This window comes from Bradyrhizobium sp. F1.13.3, from assembly GCF_040548265.1.
Classification (GTDB): domain Bacteria; phylum Pseudomonadota; class Alphaproteobacteria; order Rhizobiales; family Xanthobacteraceae; genus Bradyrhizobium.
On record NZ_JBEPRI010000002.1, the window covers coordinates 750,665 to 775,395 of the forward strand.

Below are 24,731 nucleotides of genomic sequence, written 5' to 3' on the forward strand. Positions count from 1 at the left end.
CGGCCGGCCACCATCGAACGGCCTCAATGTGAACCAATCAGAGTGCCCATGAAGCTGATCCGCCCCCTCGCTGCGCTCGCCCTCCTCGTCGCCTCTGCGCTTCCGGCTCTGGCTGCCGACGCCGTTTTCCCGCCTGGCTTGCGCCTCGGCATGGTGCCATTGGTCGGTCTTAACACGGCCAAGACCTTTCCCGGCTTCGAGAGCGAGGACGGCAGCGTCAAGGTGCTGATCACAGAGCTGCCGCCGGCGGCCTATGGCGAAGTCGTGAGCGCCTTCAACTCCAATCCGGCCGGAGCCAACGGCGTCAAGCAGGACAAGATCGAGACGCCCGCCGGTCTTGCCTATTTCACCACTGAGAGCGGCAAGGCCGGCGAGACGCCGGTGCGGCGCTATTCGATGATCGTGCCGGGCGCCGGCTTCTCCGGCTATGTCGCGGTGCAGATCCCGGAGAATGCGATCAAGATCTACACCGACGAGGCGGTGCGGCAGATGTTCGCGAGCGTCGTCACCCGCAAGCAGGTCTCGGCCGAAGAGCAGATCGCGCTGATGCCGTTCAAGATCACCGATCTCGCCGACTTCAAGGACGTTCGCACGCTGGCGCCGGGCTCGAGCATCATCCTGGCCGACGGCGACGAGAGTACCGGCTATGAATCGAAGCCATTCATGATCCTCGGCGTGATCGGCGCCACCCCGCAGCAGGCCGACGACCGCGCCCGCTTCGCCCAGGAGGCGGCGCTCCAGATTCCCGGCGTGCGGGAGTCGCGCGTCACCATGTCCGAGCCGATCCGCATCAGCGGCCAGCAGGGTTTCGAGACCCGGATCGACGGCGTCAGCGGCAAGGACAAGACGCCGGTGACCGTGGTGCAGTGGATCCGCTTCAGCAGCGGCGGCGCCTCGCTGCGCATCATCGCCAGCGCCCCGCGCGAGCAGTGGCCGGCCGCCTTCACCCGCTTCCGCGCGGTCCGCGACGGCATCCAGCCGAAGGGCTGACCCGACACTAACCGTCGTCCCGGCCTACGCCGGGACGACGATGATATCCGGTCAGCAGCCCAACGACTCACCAAAGCCGGCTGCATTTTCGGGCTTCTGTTCGTATACGAACGGAACTAGGCTCCCCTTCCGTTGAGTTCATCCTGGAGGGAGGCGAATGATGCTGGATCGGCGACAAGTCTTGGCGGCGCTCGGGACGAGCGCTCTCGTGGCCCTCGCGCCAACCGCAATTCTGGCAGCTGCATCGATCAAGCCGGACGATGCATCCGCGCTGCTCGTGATCGACGTACAGAACTGCTTCCTTCCCGGCGGCAGCCTTGCCGTGAAGGAAGGCGAGCAGGTGGTCCCCGTCATCAACAAGATCTCGAAAGCATTTTCGAACGTGGTGATGACGCAGGACTGGCACACGCAGGGCCATATTTCCTTTGCGTCAGTCCACGCCGGCAAGAAGCCGTTCGAGACCGTCGATCTTCCCTACGGCAAGCAGGTGCTGTGGCCAGACCATTGCGTGCAGGGCACCGACGGCGCCGCGCTGTCGAAGGACCTTGCGATCCCGCACGCCGAGCTCATCATCCGCAAGGGTTTTCACAAGGACGTCGACAGCTATTCGGCCTTCCTCGAAGCCGACGGCAAGACCTCGACGGGTCTCGCCGGCTATCTGAAGGGGCGAAAGATCAAGCGCGTCTTCGTCGCGGGGCTGGCGACGGATTTCTGCGTCGCCTGGACCGCGCTCGACGCGCGCAAGGCGGGCTTCGAGGTCTATGTGGTGGAAGACGCCTGCCGCGGCATCGACAATCAGGGCTCGCTCGCAAAAGCCTGGGCCGATATGGCCAAGGCCGGCGTGAAGCGGATTCAGTCCGCGGATATCGCGGCGAGCGCGTAAGAGGCGCGACCGAACTGCCAGACCCTCATCCTGAGGAGCGCACCCTTCGCGCGCGCCTCCTCACCATGAGGATCGATCAGTTGGCCGCGCCGTTCGGCTCGTTGCTGTTGGCGGGCGCGGCCTTGGCGCCGCCCTTGGCGACACCCACCAAGGCGGGACGCAGCACGCGCTCGCCGATGGTGTAGCCGGCCTGCATGACCTGCACGACGGTGCCTGCGGGCACCGACGCATCGGGCACCTCGAACATCGCCTGCTGGAAGTTGGGGTCGAACTTCTGGCCCAAGGGGTCGAATTTCTTCACGCCGTGTTTTTCCAGCGCGCTGAGCAGCGAGCGCTCGGTCAGCTCGACGCCTTCGATCAGCGAAGCCAAGCCTGCATCGGCCGCCGCACGGGCTTCGGCCGGAACGGCATCGAGCGCGCGCTGGAGGTTGTCGGCGATGTCGAGCACGTCGCGGGCAAAGCCCGTGACGCCGTAGAGCTTGGAGTCTGCGACCTCCTTGGCGGTGCGCTTGCGCAAATTCTCCATCTCGGCCAGCGTCCGCAGCATGCGATCGCGCGCCTCGGCGGCTTCCTTCTGCAGGAGCTCGACCGAGCCGGGCTCGGGATCGTCGGGCATGATGTAGGGTTTTGACACCACGGGCTCGCCGGCCGCAGCACTCGTGTCTTCGGGTTGCCGGTCTCGATCGGTCATCGGCTCTCTTTTCGCATTCGTCTCAGGGGGTTTCTGGCCCGGATATCGTGCTTCGGGCGCCGAAAATCAAGCGCCCGTGATCGGGAGAGACGCCGGTCAGCCCCCCAGGAGCCGGCTGACGATGCGGGCAGCGTAGTCCACGGTCGGGATCACGCGGGCATAATTCAGCCGTGTCGGCCCGATCACGCCCAAAACGCCGACGATATGGCCGGCGGCATCCCGATAGGGCGAGATGATGGTGGACGAGCCCGACAGCGAGAACAGCTTGTTCTCACTGCCGATGAAGATTCGCACGCCTTCCGCGGTTTCGGCCCGGCCGAGCAGGTCGATCACGCCACGCTTGGTCTCGAGATCGTCGAACAGCAGGCGAACGCGCTCGAGATCCTCCAGCGCATGCAAATCTTCGAGCAGATTGGCGTGGCCGCGAACGATCAGCTGGCGATCCTCGTTTTCGCCGCCCGACCAGCTGGCGATACCGGCCGAGATCACCTTGTGCGTCAGCTGATCGAGCTCGGTCCGCGCCTCTCCGAGCGCGGTCTCGAGCTCCAGCCGGGCCTCGGCCAGGGTCCGGCCACGGATACGTGCATTGAGGAAGTTGCCGGCTTCAGTCAGCGCCGAGGATGGAACCCCCGGCGGGAGCGTCAGCACGCGGTTTTCGACCTGCCCGTCCTCGCCGACCAGGATCACCAATGCCTTTTCCGGTTCCAAGCGGACGAATTCGATATGTTTCAGCCGCGCATTGGATTTCGGCGTCAGCACGACGGCGGCTGCGCGGGTCAGGCCGGAGAGCCGCGTCAATGCCTCCTCGAGCGCAGCCTCCACCGATTGCGCGTGGCCGACGGAGGTCAACTGGCTCTGGATCGCCTGCCGTTCACTATCATTGAGGTCGCCGACCTGCATCAGGGCATCGACGAAGAAGCGCAGGCCGAGTTCCGTCGGCAACCGGCCGGCGGAGGTGTGCGGGGCGTAGATCAGGCCGAGCTGTTCCAGGTCGGCCATGACGTTACGAACCGAAGCGGGCGACAGCGGCATGGCGATCAGGCGCGAAATATTGCGCGAGCCCACCGGCTCTCCGGTCGCGAGATAGCTTTCGACGATTTGACGAAAGATGTCGCGGGAACGCTCGTTGAGCTGGGCGAGGCCCGCGCGCGGCGCGATCAGATGGATCGGATCGTGATGGGCCACAGACGGTAACTCCTCTCAGATACAGGTAATTTGTCTATCCCTGGGGCTTCTGACAAGCGTGGCGTTCGCGGATTGAAAATCGGGGGTGGACAAGGCCTCGATCTTCCCCCTTGCCGCCCACCCTCACCCCACCTACAAGCACCGCCAACAGCCCTTTTCCGAGAGTTTTGGAGGATTTCCCATGCGGCCAAGCCGCCGTGCGCCCGACGAATTGCGCCCCGTAACGCTGGAGCGCGGCGTGGTCAAATATGCGGAAGGCTCGTGCCTGGTGAAATTCGGCGACACCCACGTGCTGGTCACCGCCACGCTGGAAGACCGCCTGCCGCCATGGCTGAAGGGCCAAGGCCGTGGCTGGGTTACCGCCGAATACGGCATGCTGCCGCGCGCGACCTCGGAACGCACCCGCCGCGAGGCCTCCGCCGGAAAGCAGAGCGGCCGCACCGTCGAAATTCAGCGCCTGATCGGCCGCTCGCTTCGCACCATCATCAATCTCGAAGCGCTCGGTGAGCGCCAGATCACGGTCGATTGCGACGTGCTGCAGGCCGACGGCGGCACCCGCACGGCCTCGATCACCGGCGCCTGGGTCGCCCTCGCCGATTGCATCACCTGGATGAAGGCGCGCAACATGGTCAAAGCCAATGTGTTGCGCGACAACGTCGCCGCGATCTCCTGCGGCATCTACAAGGGCACGCCCGTGCTCGACCTCGACTATGCCGAGGACTCCGAAGCCGATACCGACGCCAATTTCGTCATGACGGGCGATGGCCGCATCATCGAAGTCCAGGGCACCGCGGAACGCGAGCCGTTCACGGAAGCCGAGTTCCTGGCGCTGATGGCGCTGGCGCGCAAGGGCGTCGCGCGTCTCGTGGACTTGCAGAAACTGGCGGTAGCGTAGTCAATAGGCCGATGCATCGCCGAATCACCGGAAAGCTCGTCATCGCGACCCATAATCCCGGCAAGCTCGCCGAGATGAAGGAGCTGCTCGCGCCTTACGGCATCGACGCGGTGTCAGCCGGCGAATTAGGCCTTCCCGAGCCGGAAGAGACCGGGAACGATTTCCGCAGCAATGCCGCGATCAAGGCCATCGCGGCAGCGCAGGCGACGAAGCTGCCGTCTTTCGCCGATGATTCCGGCATCGTGGTCGACGCGCTCGACGGCGCGCCCGGCATCTACTCGGCGCGCTGGGCCGGGCCGAACAAGGATTTTGCCGCGGCGATGGCACGGATCGAGCGGCTGTTGCAGGAGCGCGGCGCGATCACGCCCGCCAAACGCAAGGCGCATTTCGTTTCCGCGCTCTGCGTTGCATGGCCCGACGATCATCTCGCAGAGGTCGAGGCGCGCGTCGACGGCACGCTGGTGTGGCCGCCGCGCGGCACCGCCGGCTTCGGCTACGACCCGATGTTTTTGCCCGACGGCCACAGCCGCACTTTCGGCGAGATGGAGAGCATCGAGAAGCACGGCCTGCCGCCGCTCGGTCTCGGCCTGTCGCACCGTGCCCGCGCCTTCGTGAAACTGGCGGAGATCTGCCTTGAGCCGCGCTAAGGAAGCCTTCGGCGTCTACGTGCACTGGCCGTTCTGCCTGTCGAAGTGCCCCTATTGCGACTTCAACAGCCACGTTCGCCACGCCGCGATCGACGAGGCGCGTTTTGCGTCAGCATTCGCACGTGAGATCGAAACGACCGCGCAACGTTCGCCCGGCCGCGAAGTCACCTCGATCTTTCTCGGCGGCGGCACGCCCTCGCTCATGCAGCCTGCAACCGTCGGCGCTGTGCTCGACGCCATCGGCAAGCACTGGACCGTGGCGAAAGACGTCGAAGTCACGCTGGAGGCAAACCCGACCAGCGTCGAGGCTACGCGCTTCGCCGGCTATCGCGCCGCCGGCGTCAATCGCGTCTCGCTCGGCGTGCAGGCGCTCGACGATGCCTCGCTGAAGGCGCTCGGCCGCATGCACAGCGCACGCGAGGCCCTCGACGCGGTTGCCATCGCGCGCCGCTCGTTCGATCGTTATTCGTTCGACCTGATCTACGCCCGTCCCGACCAGACGCCGGCGATGTGGGCCGATGAATTGCGTCTCGCGATCGACGAGGCGGCCGAGCATCTGTCGCTCTATCAATTGACGATCGAAGAAGGCACGCCGTTCTTCGGCCTGCATCAAGCCGGCAAGCTGAAGACGCCGGATGAAGCGGTCGCACGCGCGCTCTACGACGTCACGCAGGAGACCTGCGACAAGCTCGGCCTGCCCGCGTACGAGATTTCAAATCACGCGCGGCGCGGCGCCGAGTGCCGGCACAATCTGGTCTACTGGCGCGGCGAGGAATATGCCGGCATCGGCCCCGGCGCCCATGGCCGGCTCGATATCGATGGTATCAGGCACGCAACCGCCACCGAGAAGCGTCCCGAAGCCTGGCTGATGCGGGTCGAGACCAACGGCCATGGCAACGTCACCGACGACCTCCTCAACAGCGAAGAGCGCGCCGACGAATTTTTGCTGATGGGACTTCGCCTCGCCGAGGGCATCGACCCCGAGCGCTACCGCGCACTGTCAGGCCGCTCGCTCGATCCCAAGCGCATCACGCTGCTGCGCGAAGAAGGCGCGATCACGGTGGATGCAACGGGTCGGCTGCGCGTGACCAGCAGCGGTTTTCCGGTGCTGGACGCAGTGGTCGCGGATCTCGCGGCGTAGCGAGCTGTCGTAGGGTGGGCAAAGCGAAGCGTGCCCACCATTTTTACCACATGTGCAGAAAGATGGTGGGCACGGCGCGCAAAGCGCGCCTTTGCCCACCCTACGGCACCGTCGTCTTGAGCTACGCTCCAAAACTTTTCGGCGAGCCCGCCACCGCAACGCCGCCGCCCGTCGTGACCTTCATCACCGCCAAGCCCCGCTCGTTCGTCCCGTCGGCGCGGAAGCGGAACAGGCCGTCGATGCCGGCAAAGCCGGAGGGATTGGTGAGCACGTCCGACGAAAAGCGCGTCGTGCCCTGCGTACGCGCCAGCGCGGCGACCAGTGCGACGGCGTCATAGGCGAGCGTTGCGGTGCGCACGGGCTCGGCGCCGTATTTGGTGCGATAGCGGCCGGAGAAGGCGCGGAAGCCGGCCGGGTCTGGCGCGGCGTAAAGGCCGCCCTGCAAGCTTGAGCTGGCATAGACGCGTGGACTGTCCCACAGGCCGGTGCCGAGCAGCTGGATATTGCGCAGATTAGCACCCGCCGAGCTCATCGCATCGGCGACCGAGACGACGGCGTCGCCATCATCGGCGATGAACAGCGCATCGGCGCTGCCGAGCTGCTGCGCCACGGTCCGGGCCGGCGTGGCGCGATCGGCGCCGTATTTCTCGAACGCGACGATGCGCCCGCCGCGGCGCGGCACCGCCGCCTTCACCGCGGCCTCGACCACATTGCCATAGGCATTGTCAGGCACGAGCACGGCGACGGAGCGCTTTCCGATGCTGGCGGAATATTCGACGATGCGGTTGACGTCGGACTCCGGCAGGAAGCTCAGCAGATAGACACCGCGGCCGGCGATGCTGGAATCGGTCGAGAACGCCATCACCGAGATGCCGCGCGTGCGCGCGATCTGCGCCACCGCGGGCACCGACTGCGCGAACAGCGGCCCCAGGATGATCTCGGCGCCCTCGTCGACCGCCTGCTGCGCACTCGCCTGCGCGCCCTGCGGGCTGCCATTGTCGTCCTTGATCAGGAGCTGGATGTTGGGATTCTGGAACTCGGCCAGCGCCATCTCGGCGGCGTTGCGCATCGACTGCGCGGCAAGGCCGGCATTGCCGGATGCCGAGAGCGGCAGGATCACGGCAACCTTCACCCCGCCGGTGCCGGCGGTGGTCGCCTGTTGCGGCGGGCCGGCCGGCTGGGCCGGAGGCGGGGAGGAACTGCTGAACGGATTGGAGAACTGGCTCAGGCTCTGCTGCACGCCGGCGCAGGCCGACAGCAGCGGCGTACCGAGCAACAGGCCCAGCGCGCTTCGCCGGGTTGCCCCCGATATCAGGGGCCCCTGAACGGGAGACTCCTCCGAAAAGGAAGATCTGGGATCACGTGGGCCCGTCATGACAGTTTCTCTTCTGACCGACCGTCGCCAGCCGCTCACGATATTCTTTCCACGACACCAGCCATGGATTCAGGCATATTGTCGGCAAATAGTTAACTCAAACAAAAGGATAATGCCCGCTTAACGCGGCTTCCTCTCAAGTTCTGGCTAGCTGTCCGCCGTCCGTCACCCAGCATCAAGGCGGCGTTTCCGCCGCGAATATGGCGCTGACGCTTCATTCCCTTGGGAATGTGATGCCGAATGGATCACATTCCAGTCCTTCCTCGCCCCTTGCCTCGCCCTTGCCCAGGCACGATCTTTTTCCGGGGACCGGTTCCCAGCCCCGGGGATCATGCCTAAGTTCGTCTGATTATGCGCGCAAAGCCGTCCCCGATAAATACACCTGAGACGATGGAGCCCGCCTCGCGCGGTTTCTCCATCGACGCCCATCGGCTTGCTGCGCCGAAGGCCGCGCCGGGCCTGCACCTGGTCGCGACCCCCATCGGCAATCTCGGTGACATCACGCTGCGGGCGCTGCAGACCCTCGCCGGGGTCGATATCATCGCCTGCGAGGACACCCGGATCACGCGGCGCCTGACCGAGCGCTACGACATCTCCGCGCAGCTCAAGCAATATCACGAGCACAACGCGGAAGCGGCCCGCCCAAAGATCCTGGAGCGGCTTTCGCAGGGCGGCTCGATCGCGCTGGTGTCGGACGCCGGCACGCCGCTGATCTCGGACCCCGGCTACAAGCTGGTGCGCGAGGTCTGCGCCGCCGGCCACGCCGTCTACGCGCTGCCCGGCCCGTCCTCGGTGCTGGCGGCGCTGTCGGTCGCAGCGCTGCCGACCGACCGCTTTTTCTTCGAGGGCTTTCTGCCGGCGAAATCGGCCGCGCGGCGGTCGCGCCTGACCGAGCTGGCGCGCATCGATGCGACACTGGTGATGTTCGATTCCGGCAACCGCGTACAGGACACGCTCGCCGAGCTGGCCGAGATCATGGGGACCCGCGAAGCCGCGATCTGCCGCGAGCTGACGAAACTGCACGAGCAGATTTCGCGCGCGACGCTGCGTGAGCTCGCGCGCGATGCCGACACGCTGGAGACGCGCGGCGAATTCGTGCTGGTGATCGCTCCGCCTGCGGCGGATGCCGAGATGCTGACATCGGATGCGCTCGACGACGTTCTGCGCGAGCAGCTCGCCGCCAACAGCGTCAAGGATGCGGTGGCGCATGCGGCCGCGCTCTCGGGCCGGCCGCGCCGCGAGGTCTATGCCCGCGCGCTCGAGCTTGCCAAAGATCTGCGGGGCGGCGATGGCGAAGACTAACGTCCCGGCGGAACCGAAAATCGCCTCGCCCGAGCGCGTCGCCGCGTTTCGCACCGGCGTCTCTGCGGAAAGCCGCGCCGCGGCCTATCTCATGGCCAAGGGCTACCGTATCCTCGCCAAGCGCTTCCGCACGCCGCATGGCGAGATCGACATCGTGGCGCGCCGCCGCAATTTGATCGCCTTCGTCGAGGTCAAGGCGCGCGCGACGCTGTACGACGCCGCCTTCGCGGTGACACCGCGCCAGCAGCAGCGCATCATCGATGCCGCCCAAGGCTGGCTCGTCGCGCATCCCGAGCATGCGGAATTTGAAATGCGATTCGATGCCATGCTGATTGCGCCGCGGTCACTTCCACGCCATGTGTTGGCGGCATTCGACGCCTCGACCTGAAAGGCAGACCATGAAACTGAACGTCGCCGTCCAGATGGACCCCATCGCCCGCATCAACATCAAGGGCGATTCCACCTTTGCGCTGCTCCTGGAGGCGCAGAAGCGCGGCCATGGCCTGTCCTATTACACGCCCGACAAGCTCTCGATGGTCGGCGAGGAGATCGTCGCTCCCGTTCAGCTGCTCACCGTGCGTGACGAGCCGGGCAACCATTTCACCCTGGGCGAACCCAGGCGCGAGGCGCTCAACGGCTTCGACGTGGTGCTGCTGCGCCAGGATCCGCCGTTCGATCTCGCCTATATCACCTCGACGCACCTTCTCGAACGCATCCATCCGAAGACACTCGTCGTCAACGATCCCGCCTCCGTGCGCAACGCGCCGGAAAAGCTGTTCGTGATGAACTTTCCGCAGCTGATGCCGCCGACGCTGATCTCGCGCGACCTCGACGAGATCAACGCTTTCCGCGACAAGCATGGCGCCGTCGTGATGAAGCCCTTGCACGGCCATGGCGGCGCGGCGGTGTTCCGCGTGATGCCGCAGGACATGAATTTCGGCTCGCTGTTCGACATGTTCTCGGTGACGTTCAAGGAAGCCTGGGTGATCCAGCAGTTCATTCCCGAGGTGAAGCACGGCGACAAGCGCATCATCCTGATCAACGGCGAGTTCGCCGGCGCGGTGAATCGCGTCCCGGCCGCCGACGACCTCCGCTCCAACATGGTGCGCGGCGGCGCCGCGCAGGAGACCGAGCTCACGCCGCGCGAGCGCGAGATCTGCGCCACCGTCGGTCCGGCGTTGCGCGAGCGCGGGCTGTTGTTCGTCGGCATCGACGTCATCAACGGCAATCTGACCGAGATCAACGTAACCTCGCCGACCGGCATCCGCGCCATCGCGCGGCTCGGCGGACCGGACGTTGCCGCAAAGCTCTGGGACGTGATCGAGCGGAAGCGGACGAAGTAGGCATTGGCCCGTAGCCCGGATGGAGCGCAGCGAAATCCGGGATGCCACACCATCTTCAGCGGCCCCGGATTGCGCTTCGCTCCATCCGGGCTACGTAATGCATGCGCGGCATCACCTCACCCATCACTAACGACCCATTCACCATGACGCGGCGCGCATCATTCGAACGCAGCGGCAGCACTGCGTGAAACTACGGGGCCAGTGGCCGACCGGCTAACGCGACGTTCACCATCTGCCGAAAGACCACAGCGCGGCCGTCGATCACGTTCGGCCTCGCAACACCGCTTATACTTTTACTGCCTACTCATCGACACGGGGAACCCGCCAGGTGCGGTTCGAGTGCCCCGCGTAAGAGTAGAAGCGTATGAACACCGCACGCATTGTCGTTCTCGTCATCGCACTGGGCGCCGGCGGCGTCGCTGCGTATCTGGCGAGCGGCTATGACAACAAGCCCGCGCCCGTTCTCCCCGTCGCCGAGAAGCTGCCGACGGTCGAGGTCCTGGTCGCCAAGAACGACATCCAGCTCGGCCAAGCCGTGAAGCCCGAGGACCTGCAATGGCAGGTCTGGCCGGCGGCGACCGCGAGCAGCGCCTTCATCCGCCGCGACAACAGGCCCGAGGCGCAGACCCAGATCGCAGGCTCGATCGCACGCGTGCCGTTGATGCAGGGCGAGCCGATCCGCGAGCAGAAGCTGGTCAAGGCCGACGGCTCCGGCTTCATGGCCGCGATCCTGCCGTCGGGCATGCGCGCCGTCTCCACCGAGATTTCAGCCGAGACTGCCGCCGGCGGCTTCATCCTGCCGAATGACCGCGTCGACATCATGCTGACCCGCCGCCTGAAGAATCCTGACGGGGCCGGCGGTAACGACCTCATCCTGTCCGAAGCGATCCTGACCAATATTCGCGTGCTCGCGATCGACCAGGCGCCGAAGGAAAAAGACGGCCAGAACGCCGTCGTCGGCAGGACCGTCACGCTAGAGCTCAAACCCGACCAGGTCGCCACGCTATCGGCAGCGCGCCAGGGCGGCACGCTGACACTCGCGCTGCGCAGCATCGTCGATGCCAACTCGATCGACAGCGCGCCCGAGGACCAGGCGAGCAAGCGGTCCGGCGGGGTCAACGTGATCCGCTACGGCGTACAGGCGCGGCAACTGACGTCACAGAAGTGATGGGGATATGATGAACTTTGGGGATGATCGGACGAGCATGCGCATTCGGGGGAATCGCGCACGCTCGTTCTGGACGGGGACGATGCTGATCCTGGGGCTCCTCGCAGCCCCCGATGTCGCCAGCGCCGCAGATGCACCGGTCGGCGACCAGGCACCGATGCAGGCAACGGATCTCGATCTGTCGCCGGTCGGGACGATCGTGCCGGCGAAGACGCGCTTCCTGTCGCTCGGCGTCGGCAAGTCCGCCGTCATCGATCTGCCGCGCGACGTCAAGGACGTGCTGGTCGCCGATCCCAAGATCGCCAATGCCGTGATCCGCTCGGCCCAACGCGCCTATATCATCGGCGGACAGGTCGGCCAGACCAACGTCGTGTTCTTCGCCGCCGACGGCCAGCAGGTGGCCGCCTACGACATCGCGGTGAAGCGCGATCTCAACGGCATGCGCACGGCACTGCGTCAGGCGCTGCCGGGCGTGCAGATCGAAGGCGTCGGCGACAGCGTGATGCTGACCGGCTCGGTGTCGAGCCCGGTCGAGGCCCAGCAGGCCGGCGACGTCGCCGCGAAACTGGTCGGCGGCTCCGACAAGGTGGTCAACAACATCGTCGTGCGCGGCCGCGACCAGGTGATGCTCAAGGTCGTGGTCGGCGAAGTGCGCCGCGATATCGTCAAGCAGTTGGGCGTCGATCTCAGCGCCAGCCTGAACGCCGGCACCGCGGTGGTGAACTTCAACAATTCCAACCCGTTCTCGGTCAGCGGCGGACCGATCGTCAGCAACAACGGATTAGGTGTCGCCGGCCTCACCAAGGGGTTCGCGACCGTCAGCGCCACGATGCGCGCGATGGAAAGTGCCGGTGTCATGCGCACGCTCGCCGAGCCGAGCCTGACCGCGATCTCCGGCGAATCCGCCACCTTCATCGCCGGCGGCGAATTCCCCATTCCGTCGGGCTACGCCTGCGATCCCGTCACCCATGTTTGCACCACCCAGATCACCTACAAGAAGTTCGGCATCTCCCTGAACTTTACCCCGGTCGTGCTGAGCGAGGGCCGGATCAGCCTGCGGGTGATGACCGAGGTGTCCGAGCTGTCGAACCAGAGCGCCATCACGGTTACCCAGGCGCTGTCCTCGACCTCGACCAACTCGATCACCATCCCCTCGATCCAGACCCGCCGCGCCGAAACAACGCTGGAAATTCCCTCGGGCGGTTCGATGGCGATGGCCGGCCTGATCCAGCAGCAGACCAAACAGGCGATCAACGGCCTGCCCGGCGTCGACCAGGTGCCGATCATCGGCGCGCTGTTCCGCAGCCAGGACTTCGTCAACAACGAGACCGAGCTGATGGTGATCGTGACCCCCTATGTGGTGCGCGCGGTGGCTCAGAAGGAACTGTCCCGGCCCGACGACGGCTTCGCGCCGGCGTCTGACGCACAGACAGCGCTGCTCGGCCGCATGAACCGCCTCTATGGCATCGCTCGCCGCGTCGATCCGATCGCGGGCACGCCGGGTGATTTCGGCTTCATCATCGACTGATGACGAACGGACGGCTTGGGGAACGGGGCAAGAGACGGGGCAAGAGGGGATAAAGCGATGACGAAGACCATGGCCGAGCGACGTCACAAGTTGAGCGTCGCGCTGACGCTGACGGGGCTCTCCGTCATGCTGGGCGCCTGCAACACCACCGGCGAGATCGTCACCCAGACGGTGCCGACCGACTATCGCCAGCGTCACCCGATCGCGGTCGAGGAAGCCAAGAAGTCGATCGTGATCTTCGTCGGCAAGGCTCGCGGCGGCCTCTCGGCCGCGCAGCATGCGGACGTCGCCGGCATTGCCCGGGACTGGGTGCGCGAAGGCACCGGCTCGGTCGTCGTCGACGTCCCCGTCCACGCCGCGAATTCGCGCGCGGCGGCAGCGACCTATCACGAGATCCGTTCCGTGCTCGCATCCGGCGGCGTGCCCGCGCGTGCCATCGTCCAGCATCCCTATCGGCCCGAGGATCCCGGACTGCTGCCCACCATCCGCCTGAGCTATTCCCGGATCGCCGCGGTCGCCGGCCCCTGCGGGCTGTGGCCGGAAGATATCGGCCCCTCCATCCTCGACCCCGGCTACAACGAGAACCGGCCCTATTTCAATCTGGGCTGCGCCAACCAGCGCAACCTCGCGGCAATGATCGACAATCCGGCCGACCTCGAGCAGCCGCGGTCCGAGACGCCCGCCTATAACGCACGGCGTGACATGGCCTTCGAGCGCTATCGCAAGGGGACGCCGATCGCGACCATGAATCCAGACGCCGACAAGGCCAAACTCAGCGACACAGGCAGATGACACGCGTCCACGACGAAGAAGCGGACGATCCGCAGCACCCCGAGGAACACATTGCGCCGGTTCCTCGCATCTCCGTGCAGGCCTTTTGCGAGACCGAGCAGACGCTCGCCGCGGTGACCGCGGCCGGGCAGGATCGCCGTCTCGCCAAGGCGCATCTCACCGCCAAGGACGGTGGCCTCGCTGCGGCCATCGAAGTCTATGAAACGATGCCGACGCCGAACGTCATCGTGATCGAATCCGACGGCACGCGCGACATCCTCGAGGGCCTCGACGATCTCGCCGGCGTCTGCGATCCCGGCACCCGTGTGGTCGTGATCGGCAATCCCAGCGACACCGCGCCCTATCGCGAGCTGGTCCGCCGCGGCGTCAACGACTATGTGGTGGGACCGGTCGAAACGCTCGACGTCGTCCGCTCGATCTGCAGCCTGTTCTCGGCATCCGAAACCATCATCACTGGCCGCGTCATCGCCGTGGTCGGCGCCAAGGGCGGTGTCGGCGCCTCCACTGTCGCGCACAATGTGGCATGGACCATCGCCCGCGACCTCGCGCTCGATTCCGTCGTGATCGATCTCGACCTCGCCTTCGGCACCGCGGGTCTCGACTACAACCAGGACCCGGCGCAGGGCATCGCCAATGCGGTGCTGTCGCAGGATCGGCCGGACACGGCCCTGATGGAGCGCCTGCTCTCCAAATGCACCGAGCGTCTCAGCCTCCTTGCTGCGCCCGCCACCCTTGACCGCGTCTACGATTTCGGCGCGGAGGCCTTCGACGCGGTGTTCGACACGCTGCGCATGACCACGCCCTGCATCGTGCTCGACGTTCCCCACCAATGGTCGGGCTGGACGCGGCGTGCGCTGGTCAACGCGGACGACATCGTGATCGTGGCCGAGCCCGATCTTGCGAACCTGCGCAACACCAAGAACATGCTGAACGTGTTGAAGGCGGCGCGGCCGAACGACCGGCCACCGCTCTACTGCATTAACCAGGTCGGCATGCCCAAGCGGGCGGAGATCGAGGTCAAGGCATTCGCCAAGACCATGGAGAGCCAGCCGATCGCGGTGATCCCGTTCGATTCGAAGCTGTTCTCGACCGCGGCCAACAACGGCCAGATGATCGCGGAGGTCTCCAAGAGCCACCGCACCACCGAGCTGTTCCAGAACATGGCGAACCGCCTCGCCGGGCGCGGCGAGGTGAAGAAGCCGAAGCGTTCGCTGCTCGGGCCGCTGCTGAAGAGGCTGAAGGGCAGGTCGGGGCGCGGGTCAGCCCCGCATCGCAAGGCGTCCTGACCAAGGATCCTGATCGAGGCGTTCTGACCAAGACATCCTGACACGCGCGCGGGCGGGTTACTTCTCGGCCCGCTGCTGCTTCTTCACCAGCAACTGCCGCAGCGCCGTGACCTTTGCCGCCGCTTGATCCGGCGGCAGGTCCGCCTTCACCATGGTTTCGGCCTCGGCCTGCTTTCCTTGCAGTCCCAGCACGAGCGCGAGATTGGCGCGCACGCGGGAATCGGTGGGATTGCGCTCGTGCGCCCGGCGCATCGTTTCCTCTGCCCGCGGCAGATTGTTCTGCAGCATGTACGACAGTCCGAGATTGGACAGCACCGACGGCTCGTCCGGCACGATCCTCAGCGCGGCGGCGTAGTATTGCTGCGCCTCCTCGTTGCGACCGAGCTGATCCAGCGCGGCGCCCTGCGCCGACAGGATATGCCAGTCGGGATCCTCGGGCGAATGCGCGCGGCCGAGGACGTCGAACGCCTGCTGGAAACTGCCGCTGTCGGCAAGCGCGCGGCCATAGCCGGCGAGCAGCGCCTTGTTGGTGGAATGGGCGAGCACGGCCTGCTCCAGCACCGCGAGCGCCTGCGCGCGCTGGCCGGTCTGGCGCAACGCCTTGCCGTATTCGAGTGCGACGTTGGGATCGCCAGGCTGGGCGCGATAGCGCTCGCGCAGCGCATCCATGTCCGGCCTTGCTTCCGGCTTGGCCTCGGCCCTGCCAGCCGTTTCCGACTTTCCGCCGAGCGCGCCGGTGACGTCCTCGATGCCGGTGGTCTGACAGCCGCCGAGGGCCAGGATCAGAAGCGCGGAAAACAGATATCTCGCCGGAGGAGAGGCGACGGACGAACGCTTGGACATACTCTGATCACTCGGCGACTGATCAGAGATGCTTACCGATTAACGCTAAAGTCCCGTTAAGGCGGGCCGCTTCCGATAGCTCAGTCGGTGAATTCAGCGCCGAACTCGCAGCCGATGCGCCAGCGCAGGCGGCACTGGCGGGAATAGTCGGGCGCGAAGATGATGGTGAATTGCGGCGGCACTTCCAGAAATTCCGCGACGACTTTCACGCCGCCATCCGAAATATCCGTGATCGTGCAGTCCCGCGGCAGCGAACCCGCGCCAAAATGAATCTTGGCGAGCCGCGTGCACATCCTTCGTTCGCTTCTCCGGCGATTTGCAAGCATTTGAATTGTTCACCCGTTAGACCACGGCCCATCCCGCAGCCCTAGGAGTAGCGGACATTCGTTGGAATGTGCTGAGCAGAGCAGTTTGCATTCGAGGCGTAGTGTCTTCGTCGTGTTTACGATGGGTTAGGGCCTTGCGGCCCCCCTCGGCACGTTCCCGTATTGTTCTTGCCATGAGGGGTGCGCTCTGCTACCCCGAATTGCGCAAAAGGGCAGGCTGGTTCGGGCATGGTTCAGCGGGTTTCTACCGTCGCCTTTGAGGGGATCGAGGCCCGCGCGGTCGACGTGCAGGTGCAGGTCGCGCCGGGTCTGCCGGCCTTCGCGATCGTCGGTCTCCCGGACAAGGCGGTGTCGGAAGCGCGCGAGCGGGTCCGCTCGGCGCTGATCGCCTCGGGGCTGGCGCTGCCGGCGCGGCGGATCACCGTCAATCTCGCGCCCGCCGATCTGCCCAAGGAGGGCAGCCATTATGACCTGCCGATCGCGCTCGGGCTGATGGGAGCGATCGGCGCGATCCCCCCGGATGCGCTGACCGGCTTCACCGTTCTGGGTGAGCTTGGCCTCGACGGATCGATTGCGCCGGTGGCCGGGGTCCTTCCCGCCGCGATCGGCGCCAATGTGCGCGAGGAGGGGCTGATCTGCCCGGCGGCTTGCGGCTCGGAAGCGGCGTGGGCGAGCCCGGACATCCAGATCATCGCCGCAAGTTCACTGATCCAGATCGCCAACCATTTCAAGGGAACGCAGGTGCTGTCGCGGCCGGTGCCGAAGGTGCATGAAGCAGCAAGCTCGCCGCTCGACCTGCGCGACATCAAGGGCCAGGAGAGCGCCAAGCGGGCGCTGGAGATCGCGGCCGCCGGCGGCCATCACCTGCTCATGATCGGCGCGCCGGGCGCCGGCAAATCGATGCTGGCGGCGCGCCTGCCCTCGATCCTGCCACCGCTGTCCCCGGGCGAGTTGCTCGAGGTCTCGATGATCGCCTCTGTTGCCGGCGAGATCGAGGGCGGCGCGCTGACGGCGCGGCGGCCGTTCCGATCGCCGCATCATTCCGCCAGCATGGCCGCGCTCACCGGCGGCGGCATGCGCGCACGGCCCGGCGAGATCTCGCTTGCGCATCAGGGCGTGCTGTTCCTCGACGAGCTCCCCGAATTCGATCCGCGCGTGCTGGATTCCTTGCGTCAGCCGCTGGAGAACGGCGAGGTCTCGGTGTCGCGCGCCAATCACCGCGTCACCTATCCGGCACGCTTCATGCTGGTCGCGGCGATGAATCCGTGCCGCTGCGGCAATGCGTTCGAGCCCGGCTATGCCTGCAAGCGCGGCCGCATCGACCGCTGCACCGGCGACTACCAGGCTCGCATCTCGGGGCCGCTGATGGACCGTATCGATTTGCGCATCGAGGTTCCCGCGGTGACCGCTGCCGATTTGATCCTGCCGCCGCCGGCAGAGGGCTCGGCCGAAGTCGCCGCGCGCGTGGCCGCCGCGCGCGACATCCAGCTCGCGCGCTACGCGGATGCCGGCCTGCCCAAGGTTCGCACCAATGCAGAAGCGCCGGCCTCGGTGCTGGAGGAGATCGCCAAGCCGGATGCGCAAGGCCAGAAGCTGCTGCGCGACGCCGCCGAGACCATGCGGCTGTCGGCGCGCGGCTATCACCGCGTGCTGCGGGTGGCGCGCACGCTCGCCGATCTCGACGGCGCCGACAAGATCGGTCGGCTGCATCTCGCCGAGGCGCTGTCCTACCGCGCACTCGCGGAGGATGTGCGCCAGCTGGCGTGATCATCCCGCGCATCAACCCGGCGGTAACGAGTTTCCTTTACGCTCTGCAAACCATAAGGCCCATCAGTTCCCGCCACGAGTTTCCCCAGGGCCCGGCGAGTAGCGTGTCATGTTGCGTTTCAAGATCCTGGCCTCGGTTGTTCCCCTTTTGGCGGCCGCGGTGTTCGCGCGCAGTGAGATCGGATCGGTCTCACATCCCTGCATCGCCCTCGGCGACACCTCGGTCGAGCTGACGTCGCTGTTCTGGACCGCCGGCATGCATGTCGCCTTCACCGATGATCCCGCGCGCGCCACGGTGCGGGTTCAGATCACGGAGGACGCGGACGCTGCCGACTTCGCCGTCGTTGACGACGGCCCCGGTTCGGAATCGGAATCCTGCCAGGCCAACCCCTCGACTCGCCTGATCTCGATTGCCGCGCAGCCGGTCGACGGCGGTCAGGTGGTCTATCTCTCCACCGAGGGGCCGGCGGATTACCGCATCTATGTACGCTCGAAGACGTTCTCGCAGCGCGAGGCGGCGGCGCTGATCGTCGGCGCCCGCGGCGGCCACCGCCATCTCCAGGCCGCTTCGCTTTGAGCTGCCTCACCTTGAGCCGTTAACGCCTCGTCAACCCTGTTTGGAGGCGGTCGCAGGGCATCAAACTGTTCGCAAGGTCGGCGGCACATCGTCGTTTACAGCGAGCACAGCGTTTTAAGAAAAGAGTCGGGTCGGTGGCGATGGATCGGACGTTCCGGATCAAGGTGCGCATGCGCCGCTTCAGGCGACAGTACCCCAGAAGCGCCTTCGCGATCCGCTCCTTCATGATCTTCTCGGCGACCTTCGGCGGCGCCTATGGGTTTGTCTCCGGCAGCCGGTCCGAGACTTCCGGCTACGATCCCAATGCGTTTGCGATCGGCGTCAGCTTCCTGTTCGCGCTCGCCTGCCTCGGCCTCGCCACACTCAGCATGCGCCTGCGCTTCGTCAACAAGCGCATGCGTGCGCTGGCCGCCCACAACGAAACGCTGATCGACCGCAATTGGGAGCTGAAGGAAGCGGAAGAACGCGCTCGCAGCCTGTTCGAACAGCAGGGCGATCTGATCGTGCTGCGCGACACAAGCGGCCGCATCACCTTCGCCAACGACGCCTATTGCGCGCTTGCCGGACCGGCGCGCGGCGCGCTGGTCGGCACGCGCTTCGATTTCGACGTGCTGGAGCAGGGCGACAGCGCCCGCGAGAGCAACGGCACGCGCATTCACGACCAGAAGATCGCAACCCCGCTCGGCGCGCGCTGGATTGCCTGGCGCGAAGGCTATGTCCGCCTCGACGCCGGCCAGCCCGCCGAATTGCAGAGCGTCGGACGCGACGTCACCGACCGCACCGAGACCGAGCGTGCGCTGTCCGACGCCCGCGACCAGGCTGACGCCGCAAATCGCGCCAAATCGCGCTTCCTGGCGATGGCGTCGCACGAGATCCGCACGCCGCTCAACGGCATCATCGGCATGGGCGGGCTGCTGCTCGACACCACGCTGACGCCGGAGCAGTCGACCTACGCCAAGGCCGTGAAGACCTCGGGCGAAGCGCTGATGGCGCTGATCGAGGAGTTGCTCGACTATTCCAAAATCGAAGCCGGCAAGCTCGATTTCGAGCAGCGACCCTTCGCGCTCTCGACCCTGATCGAGGACATCACCGAGCTGCTCGCGCCGCGCGCGCAGGCAAAGCAGCTCGAGATCGCCGCCTATGTCGACGAGCGGCTGCCGCTCGAAGTGGTCGGCGATGCCGCGCGGCTGCGCCAGGTACTGCTCAACCTTGCCGGCAACGCCATCAAGTTCACTGCGGGCGGCGGCGTTGCGCTGATCGTCGAACCCGGCATCTGGCCGAACGAGATCAGCTTTCTGGTGCGCGACACCGGCATCGGCATTGCGCCGGAGGCGCAACAGCGCATCTTCCGCGAGTTCGAGCAGGCCGACGAACGCGTCGCGCGCACCCATGGCGGCACCGGCCTCGGTCTCTCCATCAGCGAACGCATCGTCAAGCGCATGGGCGGCCGCATCACGCTCACGAGCGAGCCGGGCAAGGGGTCGACCTTCGAGGTCGCGGTCCCGCTGGCGTCATCCGCCGTAGATACGGAACAGGCGGCATTCCCGAGTCCCGATCTCGCGGGCAAGTCAATCCTGCTGATTGCCGACGGCATCGAGGCCTCGCTGATCGCGCGGCGGCTGGAGCGCTGGGGCGGCCAGACCTGCATGGTGACGGACGCCGCGGTGGCGGAAGCGCTGCTGCCCGAGCGCTCATGGCATTCGGTGCTGATCGATCGCGCGCTCGGCGCTGCCATCGCCGACCGCCTCGGCGAGGCCGCACGCAGCCATGCGACGCAACGCCTCGTGCTGCTGACGTCGGGCTCGCGCCACGAGAAGCTCTCGCCGGCCTTCACCGGCTTCCTGGTGAAGCCGCTACGCGCGGCCTCACTCGCCGCACGCCTGGCGCTGCCCCCGGAGGTCGCCTCGCCCGATCTCGCGCCGGAGCCATCGGCCCCATCCACCGGCGCGGTACCGGCGACGGGCCTATCAATTCTCGTCGCCGAGGACAACGAAATCAACGCGCTGTTGATGCGCTCGCTGCTGACGAAACTCGGGCACCGCGTCGTCATCGCCGTCCATGGCGAGGCCGCACTGGAATCCTGGCTCGGCGCGTCATCGGCCGGCACGCCCTACGATCTCGTGCTGATGGACATCCAGATGCCGCAACTCGACGGCATCGAGGCGACAAAACGCATCCGTGCGCACGAGGCCGCCACAGGCGGCCACCACACGCCGATCCTCGCGCTCACCGCCAATACGCTGGTGGAAGATCGCTACGCCTGCTTTGAGGCGGGCATGAACGGATTTCTGATCAAGCCGCTCGATCGCGAGAAGCTGGAAGGGGCGCTGGCCGGACTGGCGGCGGCGCGGCAGCTGGCGGTTTGACCCGGATTTCATAGGAATCCGATCCCGGCCCGCAATCGACAATTGAAATCGACTGCGTCGCGCGTCACCATCCTCTGGGGCATTTTGAACAGAGGATTTCGCATGAACGTGCTGTGCCGCCTCGCTTTCGTGATCCTTCTCTGTGGTTCCACTCAAGCCACCGCGGCCGCTAGCCCGGAACTGATCGCCTCGCTCAAGCAAGGCGGTTACGTGCTGGTGTTTCGCCACACCGCCACCGACGACAGCCAAAAGGATGTCTACCCTTTCAAATTCGACGACATGAGCGCCCAGCGTCAGCTCAGTGAAAAGGGCCGCGACATGGCGCGCCAGATCGGGGCGGCCATCAAGGAACTCGCGATCCCGATCGGCGAGGTCTACACCAGCAGGCTGAACCGCGCGATCGAGGCGGGGAGACTGATCTCCGGCCGCGAGGTCAAGCCGGTCGATGCGTTGACGGACAGCAGCAACGCGAGTGCGTCGGGCATGGCAAATCCGACGGGTGCAAATGCAAAGGCGGGCCAAGCCGTGCGGCAGTTCGTCGACGCGCCGCCTAAAGCCGGCCCCAACACCTTCCTGGTCACCCATAAGACCAACATCGCCGATGCCTTCGGCAAGGATGCCGGGGACGTGCAGGAAGGCGAAGCTTTCGTCTACAAGGCGGGCAGCTCGGGTCCCGCAACCCTTGCAGGACGGATCAAGCTTGCCGACTGGACTGCGAAAGCAGACAAGTGACGGCCCCGACATCAGTCCGGATCATGCTTTGACAACAGAAGGGCTGGCGAACCAGTGAGAACATCGGAAGACCGCTCATTCCTCATCTTGCTTGCCGCGGTCTCCCTTGCGTTCGGGTGGGTGCTTTGGCCGTTCTCCGGCGCGCTGTTGTGGGCCACGCTTCTAGCGATCATCTTCGCACCACTCTATCGACGCGCCCTGGAAACGCTTCCGGGACGCCGCAACCTTGCGGCATCGTTCGCTGTCGTCGTCGTGATCGTCATGGTCCTCATCCCCGTGGCGGTCGTCATCGCCTCGCTGATCGACCAGGGCGGGGAGCTGTATCAGCGCGCTCAGACTGGGGAGATCAGTTTCGCTCATCCCCTGCAGCAGCTGAAATCCGCGCTGCCCGCTTGGGCCGCTTCCCTGGCGGATCGCTTGGCCGGCATCGATTTCTCGGCTCTGAAAGAACGTCTATCGAGTCTGGTCGTCCCTGCCGGCCAACAGCTGGCGGGGCACGCCATCAACATCGGTCAGTTGACGCTGGAGTTCGTCGCAAGCTTGCTCGTGATGTTGTACCTGCTGTTCTTCCTGCTCCGCGATGGTGACGAGCTCAACGCACGGATCCGCGACGCGCTCCCGCTGCGGCCGAGCCACACCACCGAGATTCTGAATGCGTTCACCCTCGCGGTTCGCGGGACGATCAAGGGGATCGTTCTCGTTGCCCTGATCCAGGGAGCGCTTGGCGGGCTGATTTTCTGGCTGCTCGGCTTGACGGCGCCGCTGCTCGCGGGCGCCCTCATGGCGCTGCTCTCGCTCCTGCCCGTGCTTGGCTCCGCCCTGGTTTGGGTTCCGGTCGCGCTCTATCTGCTTGTGGCAGGCTCAGTCACGAAAGGGATCATCCTGCTCGCATTCGGGACCTTCGTGATCGGTCTTGCGGACAATTTTCTCCGCCCGATCCTGGTCGGCCAGTCGATCCAAATGCCGAGCTATGTCGTGCTGCTCGCCACCTTGGGCGGCCTTGCGGCTTTCGGAGCGAACGGGTTCGTCATCGGCCCACTCGTCGCCGCGATGTTTCTCACGACGTGGCACATCTTCATCGGCTCGAAAGCGCGACAGGAGACCCGGAAATGACCGTCATGTCGAGTGACGACCCGGCGGTCAGCCGAGCGCCGAATTCGGCCGACGCCGAATGCTATGCGGCGTGAGCAGCAAAGCGCGGCGCGGACAGCTTGGCCGGCGGCACTGCCGTGCCCTTGAATTTGGTGTCTGCCTGGACCGCGCGCTTGCAATGTGGACACACGAAGAGATGCGCGATGATCGGGGTCGGCTCGTCCGCCAGCAGCTCGGAACGGAACCACTTCATCTCGATATGGCAGTCCGGGCATATCGGTGCTTCGAGATGCTCGGCAGCGCTTCTGAGACGATCAACCATGGGGCCCGTGTGCGTTTCCGAAAGCCATAACCAACTACCCCTCGCCGGTCTGCAACAAAAGATACTCAGCCCGAAATTTAAAGAGCCGCGTTCATCAAGGCTGTTACAGCCGCCTCAGCGCCACGCTCGACACCGTGTGGTCGGCGCCCTTCTTCAGGATCAGGGTCGCGCGGGGGCGGGTCGGCAGGATATTGTCCTCGAGATTGGCAAGGTTGGTGCGTTCCCAGATCGCGATCGCGGTGGCGGTGGCCTCCTCGTCCGACAACAGCGCGTAGCGGTTGAAGTAGGATTTCGGATTCGTGAACGCGGTGTCGCGCAGCGACAGGAAGCGCCGGATGTACCACTGCCGTAGCGCGGCCTCGTCGGCGTCGATATAGACCGAGAAATCGAAGAAGTCGGACACCACGGGCACGGCCTTGCCGTCACGCGGCAGCTTGCCGGTCTGCAGCACGTTGACGCCCTCGACGATCAGGATGTCGGGCTGGTCGATCTCGGCCCACTGGTTCGGCACGATGTCGTAGGTCAAATGCGAATAGACCGGCGCGCGCACATGGCGGCGGCCGGCCTTGATGTCGGAGAGGAAGCTGAGCAGCAACGGCAGGTCGTAGCTCTCCGGAAAACCCTTCTTCTGCATGATGCCCTGCCGCTCCAGCACGGCGTTGGGATACAGAAATCCGTCGGTGGTGATCAGCTCGACTTTGGGGCGCGGCGACCAGCGCGCCAGCAGCGCCTGAAGCACGCGGGCCGTGGTGGATTTTCCAACCGCGACCGAACCGGCGACGCCGATGATGTAGGGCATCTTGCGGTCGCGGATGTTGAGGAACTGGCGCTCCGCGTAATAAAGCCGCTGCATCGCATCGACATAGATCGACAGCAGGCGCGACAGCGGCAGGTAAATGTCCTCGACTTCCTGCAAGTCGAGGCGGTCGTGCAGCGAGCGCAGCCGGTCGAACTCGCCCGGCTCCAGCGTCATCGGCGTGTCGTCGCGGAGTCGCGACCACTCCTCGCGCGTATAGACGCGGTACGGATTATACTGCTGCTCGGGTGCGCGGATATCCATGACGCGACTCTCCACCTCGGCTAGCTGCCGCCCTTGCGCGACGCCTTTTCTTCCAACCCTGACATATTGGTCCGCTTGTCCAATGCGGCCTCAACCTCTTCCAGCTTTACGCCGCGGGCCTTGAGCAGCACAAGGAAATGATAGAGCAGGTCGGCGCCTTCGGCGATCAGATGCGCGCGATCGTTTTCGACTGCTGCGATTACGGTTTCGACTGCTTCCTCACCGAACTTCTTGGCGCAATGTTCGGCGCCCTTGTCGAGGAGCTTGCGGGTATAGGACGCCTCGCCACCCGCTGCCGCGCGGGCGTCGATGGTCTCGGCCAGATCGTGGATCGTGAAACGCGGCATACAAATACTCGGAAAACGCGCCTTGGCCGGTATTGGCCGTCTATCCGGCGGGATAAGTCGCTCCCCGCCGATC

General features: G+C 65.6%; 25 protein-coding genes. 17 read left to right on the forward strand and 8 right to left on the reverse strand.

Annotation, left to right across the window (positions count from 1 at the left end; genetic code table 11):
• Positions 1-48 precede the first annotated feature (48 nt).
• Both ABIB66_RS08305 and pncA read left to right on the forward strand, forming a co-directional pair.
• Positions 49-990, forward strand: a complete 942-nt coding sequence (locus ABIB66_RS08305) for a hypothetical protein (protein ID WP_354064245.1) — start codon at positions 49-51, stop codon at positions 988-990.
• A gap of 160 nt (positions 991-1,150) precedes the next feature.
• Positions 1,151-1,873, forward strand: coding sequence for a bifunctional nicotinamidase/pyrazinamidase (pncA, locus tag ABIB66_RS08310; protein WP_354064243.1), 723 nt, complete (start codon positions 1,151-1,153; stop codon positions 1,871-1,873).
• 76 nt (positions 1,874-1,949) lie between these two features.
• Here the strand turns inward: pncA and grpE are convergent, their stop codons facing one another.
• Positions 1,950-2,564, reverse strand: a complete 615-nt coding sequence (gene grpE / locus ABIB66_RS08315; protein WP_275168934.1) for a nucleotide exchange factor GrpE — start codon at positions 2,562-2,564, stop codon at positions 1,950-1,952.
• A gap of 96 nt (positions 2,565-2,660) precedes the next feature.
• The gene (gene hrcA, locus ABIB66_RS08320) at positions 2,661-3,749 is read right to left on the reverse strand and encodes a heat-inducible transcriptional repressor HrcA (protein ID WP_007598483.1); all 1,089 of its coding nucleotides are present in this window, start codon (positions 3,747-3,749) and stop codon (positions 2,661-2,663) included.
• A gap of 181 nt (positions 3,750-3,930) precedes the next feature.
• Here hrcA and rph point away from each other — a divergent pair, with 181 nt between their 5' ends.
• The 3 genes from rph to hemW are packed head-to-tail and all read left to right on the forward strand — an operon-like array spanning position 3,931 to position 6,432.
• Positions 3,931-4,644 carry a ribonuclease PH gene (gene rph / locus ABIB66_RS08325; protein ID WP_027514789.1) on the forward strand — a complete coding sequence of 238 codons (714 nt, stop codon included), beginning with the start codon at positions 3,931-3,933 and terminating at the stop codon, positions 4,642-4,644.
• Between the two features lie 11 nt (positions 4,645-4,655).
• Complete coding sequence (gene rdgB / locus ABIB66_RS08330; protein ID WP_354205581.1) at positions 4,656-5,291, forward strand: RdgB/HAM1 family non-canonical purine NTP pyrophosphatase; 636 nt, start codon at positions 4,656-4,658, stop codon at positions 5,289-5,291.
• Complete coding sequence (gene hemW / locus ABIB66_RS08335; RefSeq protein ID WP_275168938.1) at positions 5,278-6,432, forward strand: radical SAM family heme chaperone HemW; 1,155 nt, start codon at positions 5,278-5,280, stop codon at positions 6,430-6,432. The genes rdgB and hemW overlap by 14 nt, the downstream gene beginning before the upstream one ends.
• Before the next feature lie 121 nt (positions 6,433-6,553).
• On the opposite strand, the gene ABIB66_RS08340 is transcribed toward hemW, so the two are convergent.
• Complete coding sequence (locus tag ABIB66_RS08340) at positions 6,554-7,807, reverse strand: penicillin-binding protein activator (RefSeq protein WP_354205578.1); 1,254 nt, start codon at positions 7,805-7,807, stop codon at positions 6,554-6,556.
• A 351-nt stretch (positions 7,808-8,158) separates the two neighbouring features.
• Here ABIB66_RS08340 and rsmI point away from each other — a divergent pair, with 351 nt between their 5' ends.
• The 7 genes from rsmI to ABIB66_RS08375 all read left to right on the forward strand — a co-directional run bounded on the left by rsmI (position 8,159) and on the right by ABIB66_RS08375 (position 15,226).
• The gene (gene rsmI, locus ABIB66_RS08345; RefSeq protein WP_275168942.1) at positions 8,159-9,109 is read left to right on the forward strand and encodes a 16S rRNA (cytidine(1402)-2'-O)-methyltransferase; all 951 of its coding nucleotides are present in this window, start codon (positions 8,159-8,161) and stop codon (positions 9,107-9,109) included.
• Positions 9,096-9,497 (forward strand): YraN family protein, encoded by a 402-nt coding sequence (locus ABIB66_RS08350; RefSeq protein WP_275168944.1) that lies wholly within the window; start codon positions 9,096-9,098, stop codon positions 9,495-9,497. Before rsmI ends, ABIB66_RS08350 begins: the two co-directional genes overlap by 14 nt.
• A gap of 10 nt (positions 9,498-9,507) precedes the next feature.
• Positions 9,508-10,452, forward strand: a complete 945-nt coding sequence (gene gshB / locus ABIB66_RS08355) for a glutathione synthase (RefSeq protein WP_354205575.1) — start codon at positions 9,508-9,510, stop codon at positions 10,450-10,452.
• A 364-nt stretch (positions 10,453-10,816) separates the two neighbouring features.
• Positions 10,817-11,620 carry a Flp pilus assembly protein CpaB gene (cpaB, locus tag ABIB66_RS08360; protein ID WP_354205573.1) on the forward strand — a complete coding sequence of 268 codons (804 nt, stop codon included), beginning with the start codon at positions 10,817-10,819 and terminating at the stop codon, positions 11,618-11,620.
• A 10-nt stretch (positions 11,621-11,630) separates the two neighbouring features.
• On the forward strand, positions 11,631-13,148 hold the full coding sequence (locus ABIB66_RS08365; RefSeq protein ID WP_354064225.1) for a type II and III secretion system protein family protein: 1,518 nt from the start codon (positions 11,631-11,633) through the stop codon (positions 13,146-13,148).
• Positions 13,149-13,205: 57 nt separating this feature from the next.
• Positions 13,206-13,940, forward strand: a complete 735-nt coding sequence (locus ABIB66_RS08370) for a CpaD family pilus assembly protein (protein ID WP_354205571.1) — start codon at positions 13,206-13,208, stop codon at positions 13,938-13,940.
• Positions 13,937-15,226, forward strand: coding sequence for a CpaE/TadZ family protein (locus ABIB66_RS08375; RefSeq protein ID WP_354205569.1), 1,290 nt, complete (start codon positions 13,937-13,939; stop codon positions 15,224-15,226). Before ABIB66_RS08370 ends, ABIB66_RS08375 begins: the two co-directional genes overlap by 4 nt.
• A gap of 57 nt (positions 15,227-15,283) precedes the next feature.
• On the opposite strand, the gene ABIB66_RS08380 is transcribed toward ABIB66_RS08375, so the two are convergent.
• Together ABIB66_RS08380 and ABIB66_RS08385 are read right to left on the reverse strand one after the other, a co-directional pair.
• Entirely contained in the window at positions 15,284-16,069 is a 786-nt protein-coding gene (locus tag ABIB66_RS08380) for a tetratricopeptide repeat protein (RefSeq protein ID WP_354254675.1), read from the reverse strand.
• Between the two features lie 80 nt (positions 16,070-16,149).
• A complete protein-coding gene (locus tag ABIB66_RS08385; protein WP_007598461.1) occupies positions 16,150-16,395 on the reverse strand; it encodes a PilZ domain-containing protein in 246 nt (81 codons plus the stop codon).
• Between the two features lie 228 nt (positions 16,396-16,623).
• On the opposite strand from ABIB66_RS08385, the gene ABIB66_RS08390 reads away from it, so the two are divergent.
• From ABIB66_RS08390 to ABIB66_RS08410, 5 genes are all read left to right on the forward strand, one after another.
• Positions 16,624-18,162 carry a YifB family Mg chelatase-like AAA ATPase gene (locus tag ABIB66_RS08390; protein ID WP_354254677.1) on the forward strand — a complete coding sequence of 513 codons (1,539 nt, stop codon included), beginning with the start codon at positions 16,624-16,626 and terminating at the stop codon, positions 18,160-18,162.
• A gap of 109 nt (positions 18,163-18,271) precedes the next feature.
• Entirely contained in the window at positions 18,272-18,739 is a 468-nt protein-coding gene (locus tag ABIB66_RS08395) for a hypothetical protein (protein WP_354209777.1), read from the forward strand.
• Positions 18,740-18,879: 140 nt separating this feature from the next.
• Positions 18,880-21,105 carry an ATP-binding protein gene (locus ABIB66_RS08400; RefSeq protein ID WP_354209791.1) on the forward strand — a complete coding sequence of 742 codons (2,226 nt, stop codon included), beginning with the start codon at positions 18,880-18,882 and terminating at the stop codon, positions 21,103-21,105.
• 102 nt (positions 21,106-21,207) lie between these two features.
• The gene (locus ABIB66_RS08405) at positions 21,208-21,837 is read left to right on the forward strand and encodes a histidine phosphatase family protein (RefSeq protein WP_354209776.1); all 630 of its coding nucleotides are present in this window, start codon (positions 21,208-21,210) and stop codon (positions 21,835-21,837) included.
• Between the two features lie 54 nt (positions 21,838-21,891).
• Positions 21,892-22,950 (forward strand): AI-2E family transporter, encoded by a 1,059-nt coding sequence (locus ABIB66_RS08410; RefSeq protein WP_275168961.1) that lies wholly within the window; start codon positions 21,892-21,894, stop codon positions 22,948-22,950.
• 61 nt (positions 22,951-23,011) lie between these two features.
• On the opposite strand, the gene ABIB66_RS08415 is transcribed toward ABIB66_RS08410, so the two are convergent.
• The 3 genes from ABIB66_RS08415 to ABIB66_RS08425 form a co-directional block, all read right to left on the reverse strand.
• Positions 23,012-23,251 carry a hypothetical protein gene (locus tag ABIB66_RS08415; protein ID WP_275168963.1) on the reverse strand — a complete coding sequence of 80 codons (240 nt, stop codon included), beginning with the start codon at positions 23,249-23,251 and terminating at the stop codon, positions 23,012-23,014.
• Positions 23,252-23,354: 103 nt separating this feature from the next.
• Complete coding sequence (gene coaA / locus ABIB66_RS08420) at positions 23,355-24,311, reverse strand: type I pantothenate kinase (protein WP_027514807.1); 957 nt, start codon at positions 24,309-24,311, stop codon at positions 23,355-23,357.
• A 20-nt stretch (positions 24,312-24,331) separates the two neighbouring features.
• Positions 24,332-24,658: a phosphoribosyl-ATP diphosphatase gene (locus tag ABIB66_RS08425; protein WP_007598445.1), complete on the reverse strand. Its 327-nt coding sequence runs from the start codon at positions 24,656-24,658 to the stop codon at positions 24,332-24,334.
• Positions 24,659-24,731 lie beyond the last annotated feature (73 nt).